Origin of the sequence: Piscirickettsia litoralis (assembly GCF_001720395.1) — a bacterium.
Taxonomy (GTDB): domain Bacteria; phylum Pseudomonadota; class Gammaproteobacteria; order Piscirickettsiales; family Piscirickettsiaceae; genus Piscirickettsia; species Piscirickettsia litoralis.
Map to the genome: position 1 here is coordinate 1,820,923 of NZ_MDTU01000001.1, position 16,473 is coordinate 1,837,395.

The window sequence follows — 16,473 nt, forward strand, 5'->3', positions numbered from 1 at the left end:
ATTTTAAGCCAGTTTTTGCTCTTTGATGTAGCGTTGCTTTTTTAAATAAACCAATAATAAAGAGATCGCCGCAGGAGTCACTCCCGAAATACGTGAAGCCTGACCAATCGTTGCCGGTTTAGCTAATTTTAATTTTGCCTTCACCTCATTAGACAACCCACTCACCCCATCATAATCAAAATCGTCTGGCAAGACAGCCTCTTCGTGACGTTGCTGTTTTGCAATTTCATCCATTTGGCGCTCAATATAACCCGCATATTTGATCTGTACCTCCACCTGCTCAGCAACCGCTGACAAGCAAGGCTTTTCTGCGGGCGCAACCGCTGCGATATCTTCATAGCTCACCTCAGGGCGGCGCAATAAACTTAACAAGCTGTGCTCACGATTTATCTCTACATTTAAGCGACTTTTCAGTAATCTAGCTTGCTCTGTTTTCGGTTGCAGCCAAGTTGATTTTAAACGCTGCTTTTCCAACTCAATCGCTTCACATTTCTCTTCAAATGCACGCCAACGCAAATCATCAACCAACCCTAACTCGCGCGCTTTTGTTGTTAAGCGTAAATCCGCATTATCCTCACGCAGCAATAAACGATATTCCGCGCGCGAAGTAAACATTCGATACGGCTCTTGCGTACCTAAAGTAATTAGGTCGTCAACCAATACTCCCAAATAAGATTCATCACGACGAAAACTAACACTGTCTTTTTCTTGAGCCATTAAAGCGGCATTTAAGCCTGCCAATAAACCCTGAGCACCGGCTTCTTCATAACCAGTCGTTCCGTTAATTTGGCCCGCAAAAAACAGTCCTGGCATATACTTTGTCTCTAAGCTTGATTTTAAGCCACGTGGATCAAAATAGTCATATTCAATCGCATAACCAGGTCGTAAAATATGCGCATTCTCAAATCCTTTCATTGAACGCACAAGCGCTATTTGCACATCAAACGGCAAACTTGTTGAAATGCCATTTGGGTAAATCTCATGAGTCGTTAAACCCTCTGGCTCAATAAAAATTTGGTGCGATGATTTATCGGCAAAACGAATAATCTTATCTTCAATCGAAGGGCAATACCTAGGCCCTACGCCTTCGATCACTCCCGAATACATCGGCGAGCGATCCAAGCCGGCACGAATAATATCATGCGTTTTCTCATTAGTATGGGTGATATAACATGAGATTTGCTCAGGATGCAGCTTAGCTGAGCCCATGAAAGAAAACACCGGGCAAGGCCTATCCCCAGGCTGTTCTTGCAAACCGGAAAAGTCTATCGTTTTACCATCAACACGTGGTGGCGTTCCCGTCTTTAAACGTCCAACCGTAAAGGGTAACTCTCTAAGTCGACGCGCTAGCGCGTTCGATGCCGGGTCACCTGCCCGTCCGCCCGAGTGATTTTCCAAACCAATATGTATCACTCCACCCAAAAATGTTCCAACTGTCAATACAACAGTTTTCGCATGGAACTTCAAGCCCATTTGAGTGGCGACACCGGTCACACACCCCTTCTCAACGATTAAGTCATCTACAGACTGCTGGAAAACTTTCAAATGAGGTTGGTTTTCGACCGTCTCACGAATGGCTGCCTTGTATAACACACGATCTGCTTGTGCTCGTGTCGCCCGCACCGCAGGGCCTTTACGCGCATTCAAGGTACGAAATTGAATGCCGCCACGATCTGCCGCCAAGGCCATCGCACCGCCCATCGCATCAATCTCTTTAACCAAATGCCCTTTACCCACACCACCAATCGCTGGGTTACAAGACATCTGACCGATCGTCTCAACATTGTGGGTAAGCAACAAGGTGCTCACACCCGTCCGTGCAGCCGCTAGAGCAGCTTCTACACCCGCATGACCACCACCCACAACAACAACATCAAAACGTTCATCAAAAAACATACTCAAGACCTAACTCAATAAAAACTGTGGATAACCTGTTAATTCATTGGTAAAAGTTGTGTATAACAACCCAAGTTATGCACAATTATTTTCCAATACAAAAACTAGAGAAGATTTGACCCAGCAAATCATCCGAACTAAATTCGCCAGTAATTGCCGATAAATGCCCTTGCACACCACGCAAATCCTCTGCAAGCAACTCACCTGCATTTAATACTAAAAATTGCTCGCATGCCTTGTTTAATTCCTGCTCTGCTCGCGCCAAAGCATCTAAATGACGGCGACGTGCTGAAAAACGTCCTTCAGCCTGACTATTAAAGCCCATAACAGACTTCAAATGCTGCCTTAACAGTTCTGTACCAGCGCCAGTTTTGGCAGACAAGTTGATCCATGTGACACCATCTGCCTGAAAAAGTTCTGGCTCAAGCCTGGCTTTTGCATCAATTTTATTACGGATAACAGTAACTTCTAAACCCTCTGGCAAGATATCTAACTGACTCGGCCACACGTCGGCAAGTGTTGTTTTCTGGTTATCATTCACATCCACGAGCAAAAGCAGTTGATCTGCCTGACGAATTTCATTTAAAGCTCGCTCCACCCCATGGCGCTCAACCACATCCTCAGTCTGGCGCAAACCCGCAGTATCTATAATATGCAAAGGCATACCATCAATATGAATATACTCGCGAAGCAAGTCACGTGTAGTACCAGCAATTTCAGTGACAATTGCCGACTCTTTGCCAGTTAATGCGTTCAACAAACTCGATTTTCCCGCATTCGGGCGGCCCGCCAAAACAACAGTCATCCCCTCTCGCAGCAAAGCACCCTGACGCGCCTGCGAGCGAATCAGCTCTAACTGTGCGCGAATTTCACCTAACTTTTCCTCAACAACACCATCTGATAAAAAATCCACTTCCTCTTCAGGAAAGTCGATAGCTGCCTCAACATAAGTGCGCAAATAAATCACCTGATCGACCAGCGCATGCACTTGCTTAGAAAACTCCCCCTGCAAAGACCGCAGCGCAGAGCGCGCCGCCTGAGTAGACGATGCATCAATCAAGTCAGCCACTGCCTCAGCCTGTGCTAAGTCTAACTTATCATTTAAAAAGGCACGTTCTGAGAATTCACCAGGTCGCGCCATACGCACGCCCTGAGATAAAATATATTGTAAGAGAACGTCCATTACTACAGGGCCGCCATGCCCCTGAAGCTCCAACACATCTTCACCGGTGAATGAATTCGGCCCCTCAAAATACAAGCCAATACCAAAATCTAAAATCTCACTATTTTCACCCAAGAAAGGCCCATACTGGGCATAACGAACTTTAGGTAGTTTACCTAGCAGCGACCTAGCCAGCTCTTTGACTTTAGGGCCTGAAATACGCAAAATGCCGACGCCGCCACGCCCGGAGGGCGTCGCTTGCGCGGCAATTGTTTCAACAACAGACATGAAAAACTAAGCCTTTTTCTTCTTCTTTTTACCAGAAGATTTATTCGATGCATCCTCTTTATCAACATCGCGCATCATCCACCACTGTTGCACAATCGTCAGCGTATTATTGATGATCCAGTATAAAACCAAACCCGCTGGAAAATGAGCAAATAAGAAAGTGAACACGACAGGCAAAAACATCATGATTTTAGCTTGCGTAGGGTCTGGTGGCGCAGGCGTTAGGCGTTGCTGCACAAACATCGAAATTCCCATCAGTACCGGCAAAATATAGAAAGGGTCTTTAACGGATAAGTCATGAATCCAGAAAATAAACGGCGCATGGCGCAGCTCAACACTTTCCATAATCATCCAGTACAAAGCAATGAAAACTGGGATTTGAATCAGCATGGGTAAACAGCCACCCAACGGATTCACTTTTTTCTCGCGATACAACCCCATCACGGCCTGACCCGCCTTTTGGCGATCATCCTTGTAGCGTTCCTGAATTTTTTTAATTTCAGGCTGCAACTTACGCATTTTCGCCATCGAGCGATAACTTTTTGCCGTTAGCGGGAAGAAAATCAACTTTACAACTACAGTGGTAAAGATAATTGCCAAACCCCAATTACCAAACAGCATAAAGAAATGATCCATCACCCAGAACAACGCGCCTGAGAAGAACCAAAACCAACCATAATCCAAAGTCCGCTGCAGATTAGGCGCAACCGCCTCCAAGCGCTTAGCAACGATAGGCCCAACATACAACTTAGAATTCTGCTCTGTTACTTGACCGGGCTTTAACGTCACTAAAGGCCCTTTAAAACCAATGATGTAGCGATTATCAGCACCGACCGCACTATATAGCGTGCTCTGACCTTTTGCTGGCGGAACCCAAGCACTTAAGAAGTAATGCTGGAGCATGGCCACCCAACCACCTTCTGTTGGCTGGTTAAGGTTTTGCTTGCGCATCTCTGAAAATGGGACTTTTTCATAGTTAGAATGCTGGCTAGACACTGCAGCACCGGTATAAGTCGTATAGCTATCAAGCAAGCTTTTCGACTTTACTTGCTCTTTGCGCACTAATTGGGAATACAATTGACCCGACCATAGGGCTGCGCTTTGGTTAGCAAGACGCGTCATCACCTGAACCTGATAACTGCCTCGATTAAACTGGTAAATCTTTTCAACTTCAACACCATTTGCCAAATGACCGACCAAGGTGACTTTTAATGTCTTCTCTCCGGCCGCCAACGTATATTTGTCCGCCTTTGTCTGATAGATAATACTCTGATGTGACTTTTGACCCGTTAACGTCTCTACGCCGCTTTGAGCCACATAATAGTTATTTGCATTATCGTTAAACAGAGTCACTTTATCTTTTGAGTTCAGCGACTTGTCGTAATTTTCTAAGCCCGCTTTTACAATACTACCTCCCGCAGTATCGAGCGTTAAGTGCAATAAATCCGTATCAATTTGTATCAACTTACCTGTTGCAGCCGCTGTTTTTGCAATATGTGGTGTCACTGCCGCCTGCGATGCTTGCGTGGCGGGTTGATCTTGCTTGGTCTTTACTTGTTGAGGTTGAGTCTGTACAGGCTTCGGGCCATACTTTAATTCCCACTGGCTCCACAGTAAAACCAGTATAAAGGCAAGTATGCCTAGCAATGTCCAACGTATACGTTGTGCATTCATTGATTATCTCTCTTTAAGTGTTGACAAATCGCGTTATGCCGAACCTTACGGCGAACAGCAGGGATTAAAAACCACTTATGATACCACAATTACACCTAAGGTATAGCCACCTACCCCATGATGATTAAGACAAGTAAAAAAATGAAGACGAAGTTTATTTAAGTCGAGTCGCCTGAAAACGCTGAAAAAGAAGTTGGGTTGCTAAGTGCAATTCAGATCGAGATAGTTTATCCACTCCAGGGCGAGTTACAACCACACAATCGGTCATCGGCAGCTTATCGGATTGCTGGCGGAACGATTCTCGAACCAAACGTTTAATCAAATTACGCGATACTGCACGACGAGCATGTTTTTTAGAAATTGCCAAACCCAAGCGAGAGGTTGAGTGTTCACGCTGAGAAGTTGAATAGTATAAGGCAAGGCCACGCACAGAAACACGGCGTTGGCATTTAAACACCAACCCAAAGTCTCTCGCATTAACAAGACGTAATGAACGAGAGAACTTTGCTGGCATTACCGAACTTACCAAAAGTTAAGCGCTAAGGCGTGCACGGCCTTTAGCGCGACGTCTTTGAATAATAAGACGACCACTCTTAGTAGCCATACGAGCACGGAAGCCGTGCGTGCGCTTGCGCTTTAATACGCTAGGCTGGAATGTTCTTTTCATTGCGATTACCTCTATTGATCAATAGTGCTTCGTTAAAAGCAAGCGAGGATGTTAATCAATTTAATTGCTAATGTCAATCCGTCTGTGCATAACCTTGTAAGTTATACACAGTCTTCTATACTTTATCCTCACTTTCGACTCGCCATATCTACCTAAACTCTCAAGTAATAGAAGATCCCGATAGCCACTCAGAAAAACTTCTAGACCGCAAAAACCGAAATCAAAATTATCAGTCATCTAGGAATTAACATCAGTTAGGCCTATTTTATAATTAATAAACTAAGAAATAACTGTGTCTAGACTTATAGTTATCTTTTATTAGGAAAGATAATTCTGTAGATATCATCTAAAACACTATATATATCATGAAGTTATATCTATTTAAACCTTGTGGATAAGCTGTATAGTTCTTGTTTAGTAACTTTGAATAAGTTGGATTAATTGTGGATAAAAAAGAGCGCAAACTTACTCACGAGTTAACCACATACTTTTATACAGTTTATCCACAGCTTTCGCTATTTCCTGCTGTTGCCTGTTTGTGTATTATAAGTCGCACGGTCGCTATGTGGATAACTAGTGTGTATAATTTTGTTTTATTCGACATAATTAAGATATAAATATGAATAGTGTTGTTGATACGTCGCTATGGGCGCAGTGTGCGGCTCGTTTAACTGAGGAACTATCATCCTCAGATTATAATATGTGGGTTCGGCCTTTAAAGGCCGATGTGAAGTCAGGCCAAACCCTTGTTTTGGTCGCACCGAACCGATTTGTGATGGACTGGGTGAAGCAGCGTTTTTTGTCTCTGATTCAAGATGTTGTCTATGAAGTGTCGAGTGACCCGGGGTTTAATGTCATTGTTGAGACCGCTGCAAAGCCGACTGGGGTCAATAGACTCACCGTAGCGCAGCCGCAGAAAGTTGAGCCGGAAATAGAAAAAAAGACTGAAAGCCGTTTGCATATTGTGGATAAGTTGGCTAGTAATGCACAGGTTGACCAGAGTTATACACATAAACGAATCGAAATTGAAAAAAAAGTCCCTAATGATACGGCTAATGTAAGCGGTTTAAGTAAAAAAACGGTCGTTGAACATCCTGTTAATAACTTAAATACAGGGTTTACGTTTGAGAGTTTTGTTGAGGGGAAATCAAACCAGCTTGCGCGCGCTGCAGCGACGCAAGTTGCTGAAAACCCTGGGAGTGCCTATAACCCATTATTTTTATATGGTGGAGTAGGTTTAGGTAAAACTCACTTAATGCATGCTGTGGGTAACTTGATTCAGCAACACAACCGTAATGCCAATGTTGTTTATTTGCACTCAGAACGCTTTGTTGGAGATATGGTAAAAGCACTTCAAAATAATGCGATTGATGAATTTAAAAGTTATTACCGCTCTGTTGATGCTTTATTAATTGATGACATCCAATTTTTTGCAGGAAAAGAGCGTTCACAAGAAGAGTTTTTCTATACTTTTAACTCATTGCTTGAGGGGCAACAGCAAATTATTTTAACCTGTGACCGTTATCCTAAAGAGCTGAATGGCTTAGAAGAACGGCTAAAATCACGCTTCGGTTGGGGGTTAACTGTTGCGATCGAGCCTCCAGAGTTAGAGACGCGTGTTGCAATTTTAATGACGAAAGCTGAGCAGGTGAACATTCATTTGCCTGCTGAGGTTGCTTTTTTCATTGCGAAACGTGTTAACTCAAATGTGCGAGAGTTAGAAGGTGCACTGAAGAGAGTGATTGCACACTCTCGCTTTACCGGCCATGACATTACATTGGACTTTGTCCAAGAAGCTTTAAAAGACTTGTTAGCACTGCAAGAAAAGTTAGTGACGATTGAAAATATTCAGAAAACAGTTGCAGATTATTATAAAATTAAAATGGCAGATTTGCTGTCCAAGCGCCGTAGTCGTTCGGTAGCGCGGCCGCGTCAGATTGCGATGACGTTGGCTAAAGAGCTCACTAATCATAGCTTGCCTGAAATTGGTGATCATTTTGGGGGGCGAGACCATACAACAGTATTGCACGCATGTCGAAAAGTGGCTGAATTAAAAGATGATCAGGCCGATATTCGAGAGGATTATGTCAGCTTGTTAAGAATATTATCATCATAAAATATAATGTTACAGGGGATTTTCTAATGAAATTTATTGTGCAACGTGATCGTCTATTAAGACCTTTGCAGATGCTTGCAAGCGTAGTGGAGCGGCGTCATACATTACCGGTATTAAGTCATATTTTATTTAATGTGCAAGAAGACCAGCTGCAATTAACAGCGAGCGATTTAGAGATTGAGTTAATTTCTCGTGTTCACTTAGAATTTGGGAGTGGTCAAGCTGCTGGTCAGTTCACTTTGCCTGCTAAAAAAGTACTAGATATCGTTAAGAACTTGCCTGATGAGGCGATGGTTGAGTTCACTGTTGATGGTGAGCGTGTGAGCTTAAGTGCTGGACGCAGCCGCTTTACTCTATCTTCCTTATCGGCGCATGAGTTCCCATTACTTGATGAGTCGAGTGAGGGGTTAGGTTTATCTTTGGGTCAGGAAAACCTTAAATACCTGTTTGACCGCGTATCTTTTTCAATGGCACAACAAGATGTGCGCCACTATTTAAACGGTATGTTGCTAGAAGTTGAGGGGAATATATTGCGTGCCGTTGCTACCGATGGTCACCGTATTGCCTTAGCCTCTGTGCCAATGAACGTCGAAGTTAAAGAGAAAAAACAGGTCATTTTGCCACGTAAAGGGGTGCAAGAGTTAACGCGTTTGTTAAATCTAGATGCTGATATTGAGTTAACGTTGACTGAAAACCATCTGCGAGTATTTAGTGATGAGTTTACTTTCTCCTCTAAATTGATTGAAGGTAAATTTCCTGATTATCGACGAGTCATTCCAGAAGGGAATGATAAGTTAATTGTTGTTGATCGTGACTTGTTAAAACAAGCCTTGGTGCGGGTCGTTATTTTATCGAATGAGAAGTATCGTGGTGTGCGTGCAGAGTTTAGTCAAAATACTTTAAAAATTGGTGCTAATAACCCTGAACAAGAAGAGGCTGAAGACTATCTTGAGGTTCAGTATAATGACGAACCCTTGGAGGTTGGTTTTAATGCCTCTTATTTGCAAGATATATTATCTGTTTTAAGTCCGGGGCCGATTCGCTTGCTTGCCAAAGACGCAACGGGGAGTGTGCTTATTCAAGAGTCAGAAGATGCAGATTCCTGCTATGTCGTTATGCCAATGCGTCTATAAAGCTCTATAGTCTGATTAGTAATAGTATTGATTATTCAAGAGCTTAAGCTGGAGAATTTTAGGAATCTAAGTCCGACGACCTTGAAATTTTCGAGTTCTTTTAATTACGTGTTGGGTGTTAATGGTAGTGGCAAATCTAACTTACTAGAAGCGATTGGTTTATTTGGTCTGGGGCGCTCTTTTCGTGCCTCAGGTTGGCGACAAATGTTACAGCACGAGCAGGCTTTTTATCGGCTTGAAGCGCTTTGCCAGTGTGATGGAGTGGAGCAGCGCGGCCTGATTTATCGTGATCAGAGCATGAGGCAGCAGCAACTGTACTTTGACGACGAACGTGTAGGGTCGAGTATTGCGTTTGTAGATCACTTTCCCATTCAAGATATTCACCCAGAGAGCGGACAATTGCTTATTGATGGTCCTTCTGAGCGTCGCCGTTATTTAGACTGGGGCGCGTTTCACGTGAAACGGGATTTATTTGCTCAGGCTTGGCGGCGCTATAATCAAGCATTGCAACAGCGAAATCATTTAATTAAATTTAACGAAAAAAAGAAAAGAGTTGTCTTTATTTGATGACTTTATATGTAAATATGCAGCTTTTATCGATTCAGAAAGGAAGAAATATTTTGCCAGGCTTGAGCAGGTTTGTTGTTATATGTTGTCGCATTTTTTTTGATGATTGTGAGTTTGAGCTGCAGTATTATGCCGGTTGGGATGACACTAAAAGCTTGAAAGAGCATCTAGCTTTAACGCTGGAGAGTGATTTTCGTCGTGGTTATACCTATGTCGGTGCACACCGTGCGGATATCAAAGTACGTGTGCAAGGTCGAGATGTGGCTAAAGTGTTATCACGCGGCCAACAGAAATTATTAGTTTATGCGCTAAAGTTGGCTCAAGGGAAAACTTTGCAGAGTTTAACGGCTAAACGGGCTATTTATTTGTTGGATGATTTAGCCGCCGAGTTAGATGCAGACAATTTAAAGCGCGTATTGACGGTGCTTAGTGAGCTAGGAAGTCAGGTGTTTATCAGTGGTATTGATGTATTGCCTGCGATTACTGAACAGATTGAAGGGTTTGATTTTAAACAGTTTCACGTGGAACGCGGATTTATCAAAGAAGTGGTATAATAGCGGGATGCGTAGATTGAGGGGATAAAAATGACTGAGAATACATACGACTCGTCAAATATTAAAGTGTTAAAAGGGTTAGATGCGGTGCGTAAGCGCCCGGGAATGTACATTGGCGATACGGATGATGGAACGGGCTTGCATCACATGGTATTTGAAGTGGTTGATAATTCGATTGATGAGGCTTTGGCTGGCCATTGCTCTAAAATTGAAGTCATTATCCACTCTGATGAGTCGATTACTGTGCGTGATGATGGTCGTGGCATTCCTGTTGATATTCATCCTGAAGAAGGGCGCTCAGCGGCCGAAGTCATTATGACTGTATTGCATGCGGGCGGAAAGTTCGATAGTAGTTCTTATAAAGTCTCAGGTGGATTGCACGGTGTTGGTATTTCGGTAGTCAATGCATTGTCAGATCAGCTGAAATTAACGATCAATAAAAACGGCAAAACGTATCAGCAGAGTTATGTGTCTGGGGAGCCAGAAGCTCCACTCGCTATTGTGGGTGACACTAAGCGTCAAGGTACAGAGATTCGTTTTCACCCAAGCCCTGCGACATTCACTAATATTGAATTTCATTATGAAATATTAGCGAAGCGTTTGCGTGAGTTGTCATTTTTAAATTCGGGTGTGCATATTATTTTGCAAGATGAGCGCACCGATAAGAAAGATGAGTTTCACTATGAAGGCGGTATCCAAGCCTTTGTAGAGCATTTAAGCCGTAATAAAACGCCGATTCATAATGAAGTGATTTGTTTTGAAGGGATGAAAAATGATATTCAAGTTTCAGCGGCGATGCAATGGAACGAGTCTTATCAGGAAAATATTTTTTGCTTTACTAATAATATTCCTCAGCGCGATGGTGGCTCTCACCTGGCGGGCTTGCGTACTGCACTGACGCGCACATTGAATCAATATATAGAAGCTGAAGGATTTGCTAAAAAGCCAAGGTTAATGCAACCGGTGACGATGCGCGTGAAGGTTTGGTTGTTGTTTTGTCGGTGAAAGTGCCGGATCCTAAATTTTCTTCGCAAACAAAAGATAAGTTGGTTTCATCCGAGGTTAAGCCGATTGTAGAGAGCTTAATTACTGAAAAGCTAAAAGAGTTTTTGGCTGAGCAGCCACAAGAAGCCAAAGCGATTGTCGGTAAGATCATTGATGCAGCACGTGCTCGTGAGGCTGCACGTAAAGCGCGTGAGATGACGCGCCGTAAAGGTGTTCTTGATATTGCGGGCTTGCCGGGCAAGTTAGCTGACTGCCAAGAAAAAGATCCAGCGCAATCTGAGCTATATCTTGTTGAGGGAGACTCGGCGGGAGGATCTGCTAAGCAAGGTCGTGATCGTCGAACGCAAGCGATTTTACCCTTAAAAGGTAAAATTTTAAATGTGGAAAAAGCACGTTTTGATAAAATGCTTTCATCGGCAGAAGTAGGAACGTTGATTACGGCTTTAGGTTGTGGAATCCGCAATGATGATTATAATCCGGATAAAATTCGCTATCATCGTATTATTATCATGACCGATGCTGATGTCGATGGCTCACACATTAGAACGTTGTTGCTCACCTTCTTTTATCGCCAAATGCCAGAACTCATCGAGCGGGGTTATCTGTATATTGCACAACCTCCTTTGTATAAAGTTAAAAAAGGTAAGCAAGAATACTATGTCAAAGACGATGATGCTTTATCCGATTATCTGACACAAATTGCTTTAGAAAATGCCCAGTTGTTTGTGAATAAAGATGCAGCGGCGATCATGGGGAACCAATTGGAAAACTTGGTGCATCAATATAAGAAGGGTGCAGAGATTATCCAGCGCTTATCTAAGCGTTACCCCTCTGCATTTTTGCAAGCTTTAGTTGATTTACCCGCGATTAATGAAGAAGTGCTTGCTGATCGTAATCAGGCTGAGCAGTGGCTTGGTCAGTTACAAAACTGGCTAAAAACGCACCAAAGCCAAGTAGGTTTTAAGGTGAATTATCGTGAGGAAACAGAAGACTCTCTTGCTCTGCTAGATTTGTGTCAAACGATGCATGGCGTAGATACTCATTATTTGGTGCGTTCAGATTTCTTTGCTTCAAAAGAGTATGAAGTGATAGTTAATGTGGGGGCTTCATTGCAAGGTTTGCTTGAGCCGGGGGCCTTTATTCAGAGAGGCGAACGTACGCAATATGTGAGTCATTTTAACCAAGTGATGGACTGGCTGATGAGTGAGGCGAAGCGCGGGCAAAATATTCAGCGTTATAAAGGTCTTGGGGAAATGAATCCCGAACAGCTTTGGGAAACGACGATGAACAGTGAGACGCGCCGTATGTTGCAAGTCACAATTGAAGATGCTGTTGCTGCCGATGAGCTCTTTACAACGTTGATGGGCGATCATGTAGAGCCACGGCGTGACTTCATCGAAACGAATGCTTTGCAGGTCTCTAATTTGGACGTGTAGTATCTACCACTTTTAGTGAGTAATGACTAATGTCTAGCTTAAAATAGCTTCAATTGCTTGAGTTGTGATTGAAGCTATTTTTTTGAGTTCTTCTTTTGTGGTAATTAATGGCGGCAGCCAATATAAGGTATTGCCTAAAGGGCGCAATAGTGCACCATTTTTAATGGCTTCTTGGTAGATGAGGTAACCCCAGCGTGTTTTATCATTGTCGGGAACGATTAAGTCTGCTGCTGCGACCATACCAATACTACGAATATTTTTAAGTTTGCCTGTTTGCTGGGCGGTATCTTCAAGCAATTCACGCATATATTGCCCCTTTTCTTGAGTGCTTTCATAAAACCCTGGGCTGTTTAGGAGTTTTTGCGTGGCTAGAGCGACAGCGGCGGCTAAGGCATTACCCGAATGAGTATGTGAATGCATAAAGGCTTTGCCGGTCTCATAATCATCATAGAATAGCTGGTAAATTTCATTGTGAGTGAGGACTGCACTCATGGGTAAAACACCACCAGTGAGTCCTTTAGATAAGCAGATAAAGTCAGGGGAAATGTTAGCATGCTGGCAGGCGAGCGGTCGTCCTGTGCGGCCGAGCCCTGTCATGATCTCATCGGCAATAAGGTGGATATCATTGGCTTTGCACCAGGCATTTAAACGCTTTAAAAAATCAGCACTATAGATCAGCATGCCGCCAGCGCCTTGGACAATGGGTTCAATTAAGATGGCGGTAAGCTGGTGTTTGACTGCTTCTAACTGAAGCTGAGCTTTTTGCCAATGTAGTGAACAGTCATGCCATAGTGGATCATCTGTGCCACTGACGTAGGGGATATGATCAATAAAGGTAACGTTATTTAGACAGGCAGATTGATAAGGTGCTTTGTATAGGCCCAAGTCGCTCACAGAGAGTGTGGCTAAGGTTTCGCCGTGATAGCCATGACTTAGGGCAGCGAAGTGTTTTTTTTCAGGTTGCGGTTGAATAACTCGGCTATGCAAACTCATTTTCATCGCGATTTCTACCGCGCAAGAGCCATCGCTAGCATACATGACTTTGTCTAATCCGGGCTGTAACGTTGCTAGAGCTTCTGAGAGTTCGACAATCGTATGGTTGGTGGTGTTGGCAAGAATAACGTGCTCGAATTTTTCTAGTTGGTTATGTATGGCTTTTTTAAGAATTGGATGATTGTGTCCGAAGGATTTGCACCACCAGCTAGAGATAACATCGATAATTTTTTGACCGTTATTTAGTGTTAAATAACAACCTTGTGCTTGAATGACTTCAAGAGGAGGGAAGCTTTCATAGTCCTTCATTTGTGAGCAAGGGTGCCAAAGGTGTTTTAAATCGCGCGAAATTAAAGACATAACACAAGCGCCTAGTTCAGTCTAATTATAAAACTAGACTGTAGGTGCTTCGAGTTATGTCTGTCAAATTTTTAAATATATAAAAGTTTACAGGTTTAGTTGTTACTTAAAATAAAGCCATTTTCAATGATCAATCCTTCAGGCTTTAACATTTTTTTACAGCTGATGGAGTAGTAAATATGTTTTTTGGGGTCGAAGTGTGGATGACTATGTTTATGCTCTGTGTTTGTACTTTGGGCGTGAGAAGTATGTTGTAATTTTGTGGCAGTATTCATGCCGGCATCCTTGTTGAGCGTTCGGGTTGAGAGTGAGAACTAAAATATAACTTAGTTCTCATGAGAAGTGAACTCTTTTAGATGCTGCAAAGCAGAAGGAAATTGTCTTGTTAATCTGTTGTTAATGTTATGAATTATTAAAATTAAATTAATATTCTCATTGACTGCTATTGGCTGTAATTTCAACGTTGCCATGCAGTGGCAAGGAATTGATGTTATTATGGCCTGTTTGTAAAGGTTAGGTAGCTGCGATGGAAATTAACTGTTCAATATTTAAAAGCTTACGTCACCACGAGATGTATTTGTATACACAAGCTGGGGTTAATTTAGAAACGTTGCCGACAGAGTTAATGGAGCGTTTCGGCCGTTATGAACATGTGATGGATTTAACGTTGAATGAACAGCGAAAATTAGCACGTGAGAATGTATTTGATGTTATTGAATCGATTGAGAAACATGGTTTTTATTTGCAGATTCCACCTAAGTTAAGTGATTGTGTGGCGCGGACGATTGAGCGCATTGAAATTGCTGAGAACGCATTAAGTGAAGAGTAATTTTTGGCAAGAAAAAACACTCGCACAACTGACGGATCGTGAGTGGGAAGCGTTGTGTGATCGTTGTGGTCGCTGTTGCTTAAATAAGCTTGAAGATGTCGATGATGGGCGGTTTTACTATACGGATGTCGCTTGTGTTTTGTTAGATAAAAAAACGCGCGCTTGTAAAGATTATCAGAACAGACAAGCTAAAGTTTCAGGTTGTGTTAAGTTAAGTCGGGATAATATTAGTAAAATCAAATGGCTGCCGACAACGTGCGCTTATCGTTTGCGTTTAGAAGGAAAAAATTTACCTGACTGGCATCCTTTGGTGTCCGGCGTGGATGTGAGTGTTGAACAGGCAGGCATCGCTGTCGACGATCAAGTATACTGTGAAAGTGAAGTCTTAGAAGACGAGTTAGAAGAGCATGTGATTCATTGGGTGAGAACATAACTAAAGGGTAAAGAATATTAATGGCGCACCAATCTGTTCTATTACAAGAGTCTATTGAAGCACTCGCAATACAGGATAATGAAGTTTATATTGATGGCACATTCGGTCGTGGTGGTCATACATTCGAGATTTTGCACAGTTTAGCTGAAGGTGGTCAGGTTTTAGCTTTTGACAAAGACCCTGAGGCAATTGCTGTCGCAGCGAATCGTTTTGGTGAAGATTCGCGCTTTCATATTGCGCACCGTTCTTTTGCCCAGATGTTCGATGAGGTGCAAGCACGTGGTTGGCAGGGGAAGGTTGCTGGAATTTTATTGGATTTAGGGGTGTCTTCTCCACAGCTTGATAATGATGAGCGTGGCTTTAGTTTTATGCGTGAAGGACCTTTAGATATGCGTATGAACCCTGCTGAGGGTTTATCTGCAAGTGAGTGGTTATGCTCGGTCGAAGAAAGTGAGTTGGTTCAAGTATTATTTGATTATGGTGAGGAGCGTTATGCCAGAAGAATTGCTAAGGCAATTTGTGAGGCTTGTCTGCGTGGACCAATAAAAACAACAAAAGCGTTAGCAGAAATTGTATCTAAAGCACACCCACGCTGGGAGAAAAATAAGCATCCGGCAACGCGTACTTTTCAGGCGATTCGCATTAAAATTAATAATGAGTTAGGTGATTTACATACGGTTTTAAAAGATAGCTTGGCGATATTAAAGCCGGGTGGGCGTTTAGTGGTGATCAGTTTTCACTCCCTAGAAGACCGTATTGTGAAAAAATTTATGCGTAAAGAAGCACGCGGAGATGAGTTTCCGGCGGGGTTGCCTGTCACGGCTGATATGCTTAATCCACAGCTTAAAATAGTGACGAAAGCGATTAAGCCGTCTAAGCTAGAAATAGAAGAAAATGTGCGCGCACGTAGCGCCGTGCTAAGGGTTGGTGAGCGTTTGGGGTAGAGGTAGATGGGTTCTTTTATCGATTGGAGTGTGCTGGGTGTTATTCGCGAGACATTTTGTCGGCGTGCTGCATGGATTATTATGCTATGCGCACTATTGAACTTGTTTAGTGCGCTGGCTGTTGTTTATGTTCGAGATGAAGGGCGAGTGTTATTTGTCCATTTGCAAAAGTTGACCAAAGAGCAAAGTGCGCTGTATACAGAGTGGACACAGCTTTTATTAGAGGAAAGTACCTGGACATCCTATGGGAGAATAGAAGCTGAAGCAAAGGATAAATTGGGCATGATTCAACCTGATTCGCCTCAGCTAATTACGTTGCCTTCTTAATGATATCCCGGCAAGAACCTGGGAAAAGTCGATTAAGTTATCGATTATGGATTATTTTTTTTAATTTTTTTTACTTTAATTCTTGCTTT

Annotated in this window: 15 protein-coding genes and 1 pseudogene; 9 read left to right on the forward strand and 7 right to left on the reverse strand. The window is 42.9% G+C overall.

The window, feature by feature from the left end; genetic code table 11:
* Nucleotides 1-3: 3 nt before the first annotated feature.
* The 5 genes from mnmG to rpmH form a co-directional block, all read right to left on the reverse strand.
* Nucleotides 4-1,896: a tRNA uridine-5-carboxymethylaminomethyl(34) synthesis enzyme MnmG gene (gene mnmG, locus BGC07_RS09085; protein ID WP_069312841.1), complete on the reverse strand. Its 1,893-nt coding sequence runs from the start codon at nt 1,894-1,896 to the stop codon at nt 4-6.
* 85 nt (nt 1,897-1,981) lie between these two features.
* Nucleotides 1,982-3,346, reverse strand: coding sequence for a tRNA uridine-5-carboxymethylaminomethyl(34) synthesis GTPase MnmE (mnmE, locus tag BGC07_RS20100; RefSeq protein ID WP_069312842.1), 1,365 nt, complete (start codon nt 3,344-3,346; stop codon nt 1,982-1,984).
* Nucleotides 3,347-3,352: 6 nt separating this feature from the next.
* Entirely contained in the window at nt 3,353-5,020 is a 1,668-nt protein-coding gene (yidC, locus tag BGC07_RS20105; RefSeq protein ID WP_069312843.1) for a membrane protein insertase YidC, read from the reverse strand.
* A 154-nt stretch (nt 5,021-5,174) separates the two neighbouring features.
* On the reverse strand, nt 5,175-5,534 hold the full coding sequence (rnpA, locus tag BGC07_RS09100; protein ID WP_069312844.1) for a ribonuclease P protein component: 360 nt from the start codon (nt 5,532-5,534) through the stop codon (nt 5,175-5,177).
* Between the two features lie 18 nt (nt 5,535-5,552).
* Nucleotides 5,553-5,687 carry a 50S ribosomal protein L34 gene (rpmH, locus tag BGC07_RS19425; protein ID WP_077216832.1) on the reverse strand — a complete coding sequence of 45 codons (135 nt, stop codon included), beginning with the start codon at nt 5,685-5,687 and terminating at the stop codon, nt 5,553-5,555.
* A gap of 619 nt (nt 5,688-6,306) precedes the next feature.
* Here rpmH and dnaA point away from each other — a divergent pair.
* From dnaA to gyrB, 5 genes and pseudogenes are all read left to right on the forward strand, one after another.
* Complete coding sequence (dnaA, locus tag BGC07_RS09105) at nt 6,307-7,803, forward strand: chromosomal replication initiator protein DnaA (RefSeq protein ID WP_069312845.1); 1,497 nt, start codon at nt 6,307-6,309, stop codon at nt 7,801-7,803.
* 26 nt (nt 7,804-7,829) lie between these two features.
* Nucleotides 7,830-8,936 (forward strand): DNA polymerase III subunit beta, encoded by a 1,107-nt coding sequence (gene dnaN, locus BGC07_RS09110; RefSeq protein ID WP_069312846.1) that lies wholly within the window; start codon nt 7,830-7,832, stop codon nt 8,934-8,936.
* A 27-nt stretch (nt 8,937-8,963) separates the two neighbouring features.
* A complete protein-coding gene (locus tag BGC07_RS09115) occupies nt 8,964-9,503 on the forward strand; it encodes an AAA family ATPase (RefSeq protein ID WP_158006900.1) in 540 nt (179 codons plus the stop codon).
* Nucleotides 9,503-10,057, forward strand: coding sequence for a DNA replication/repair protein RecF (locus BGC07_RS09120; protein ID WP_069312848.1), 555 nt, complete (start codon nt 9,503-9,505; stop codon nt 10,055-10,057). The genes BGC07_RS09115 and BGC07_RS09120 overlap by 1 nt, the downstream gene beginning before the upstream one ends.
* Before the next feature lie 30 nt (nt 10,058-10,087).
* Nucleotides 10,088-12,498: pseudogene (gene gyrB, locus BGC07_RS23655) on the forward strand (DNA topoisomerase (ATP-hydrolyzing) subunit B).
* Nucleotides 12,499-12,531: 33 nt separating this feature from the next.
* Here gyrB and bioA read toward each other — a convergent pair.
* A complete protein-coding gene (gene bioA, locus BGC07_RS09130; protein ID WP_069312849.1) occupies nt 12,532-13,851 on the reverse strand; it encodes an adenosylmethionine--8-amino-7-oxononanoate transaminase in 1,320 nt (439 codons plus the stop codon).
* A gap of 95 nt (nt 13,852-13,946) precedes the next feature.
* On the reverse strand, nt 13,947-14,126 hold the full coding sequence (locus BGC07_RS09135; RefSeq protein WP_069312850.1) for a hypothetical protein: 180 nt from the start codon (nt 14,124-14,126) through the stop codon (nt 13,947-13,949).
* Nucleotides 14,127-14,377: 251 nt separating this feature from the next.
* Here BGC07_RS09135 and BGC07_RS09140 point away from each other — a divergent pair, with 251 nt between their 5' ends.
* The 4 genes from BGC07_RS09140 to ftsL are packed head-to-tail and all read left to right on the forward strand — an operon-like array spanning nt 14,378 to nt 16,384.
* On the forward strand, nt 14,378-14,680 hold the full coding sequence (locus BGC07_RS09140) for a YcgL domain-containing protein (protein ID WP_069312851.1): 303 nt from the start codon (nt 14,378-14,380) through the stop codon (nt 14,678-14,680).
* Nucleotides 14,670-15,113: a YcgN family cysteine cluster protein gene (locus BGC07_RS09145; protein WP_069312852.1), complete on the forward strand. Its 444-nt coding sequence runs from the start codon at nt 14,670-14,672 to the stop codon at nt 15,111-15,113. Before BGC07_RS09140 ends, BGC07_RS09145 begins: the two co-directional genes overlap by 11 nt.
* A 14-nt stretch (nt 15,114-15,127) precedes the next feature.
* Nucleotides 15,128-16,057, forward strand: coding sequence for a 16S rRNA (cytosine(1402)-N(4))-methyltransferase RsmH (rsmH, locus tag BGC07_RS09150; protein WP_139121659.1), 930 nt, complete (start codon nt 15,128-15,130; stop codon nt 16,055-16,057).
* A 6-nt stretch (nt 16,058-16,063) separates the two neighbouring features.
* Entirely contained in the window at nt 16,064-16,384 is a 321-nt protein-coding gene (ftsL, locus tag BGC07_RS09155) for a cell division protein FtsL (protein ID WP_077216834.1), read from the forward strand.
* Nucleotides 16,385-16,473: the final 89 nt, after the last annotated feature.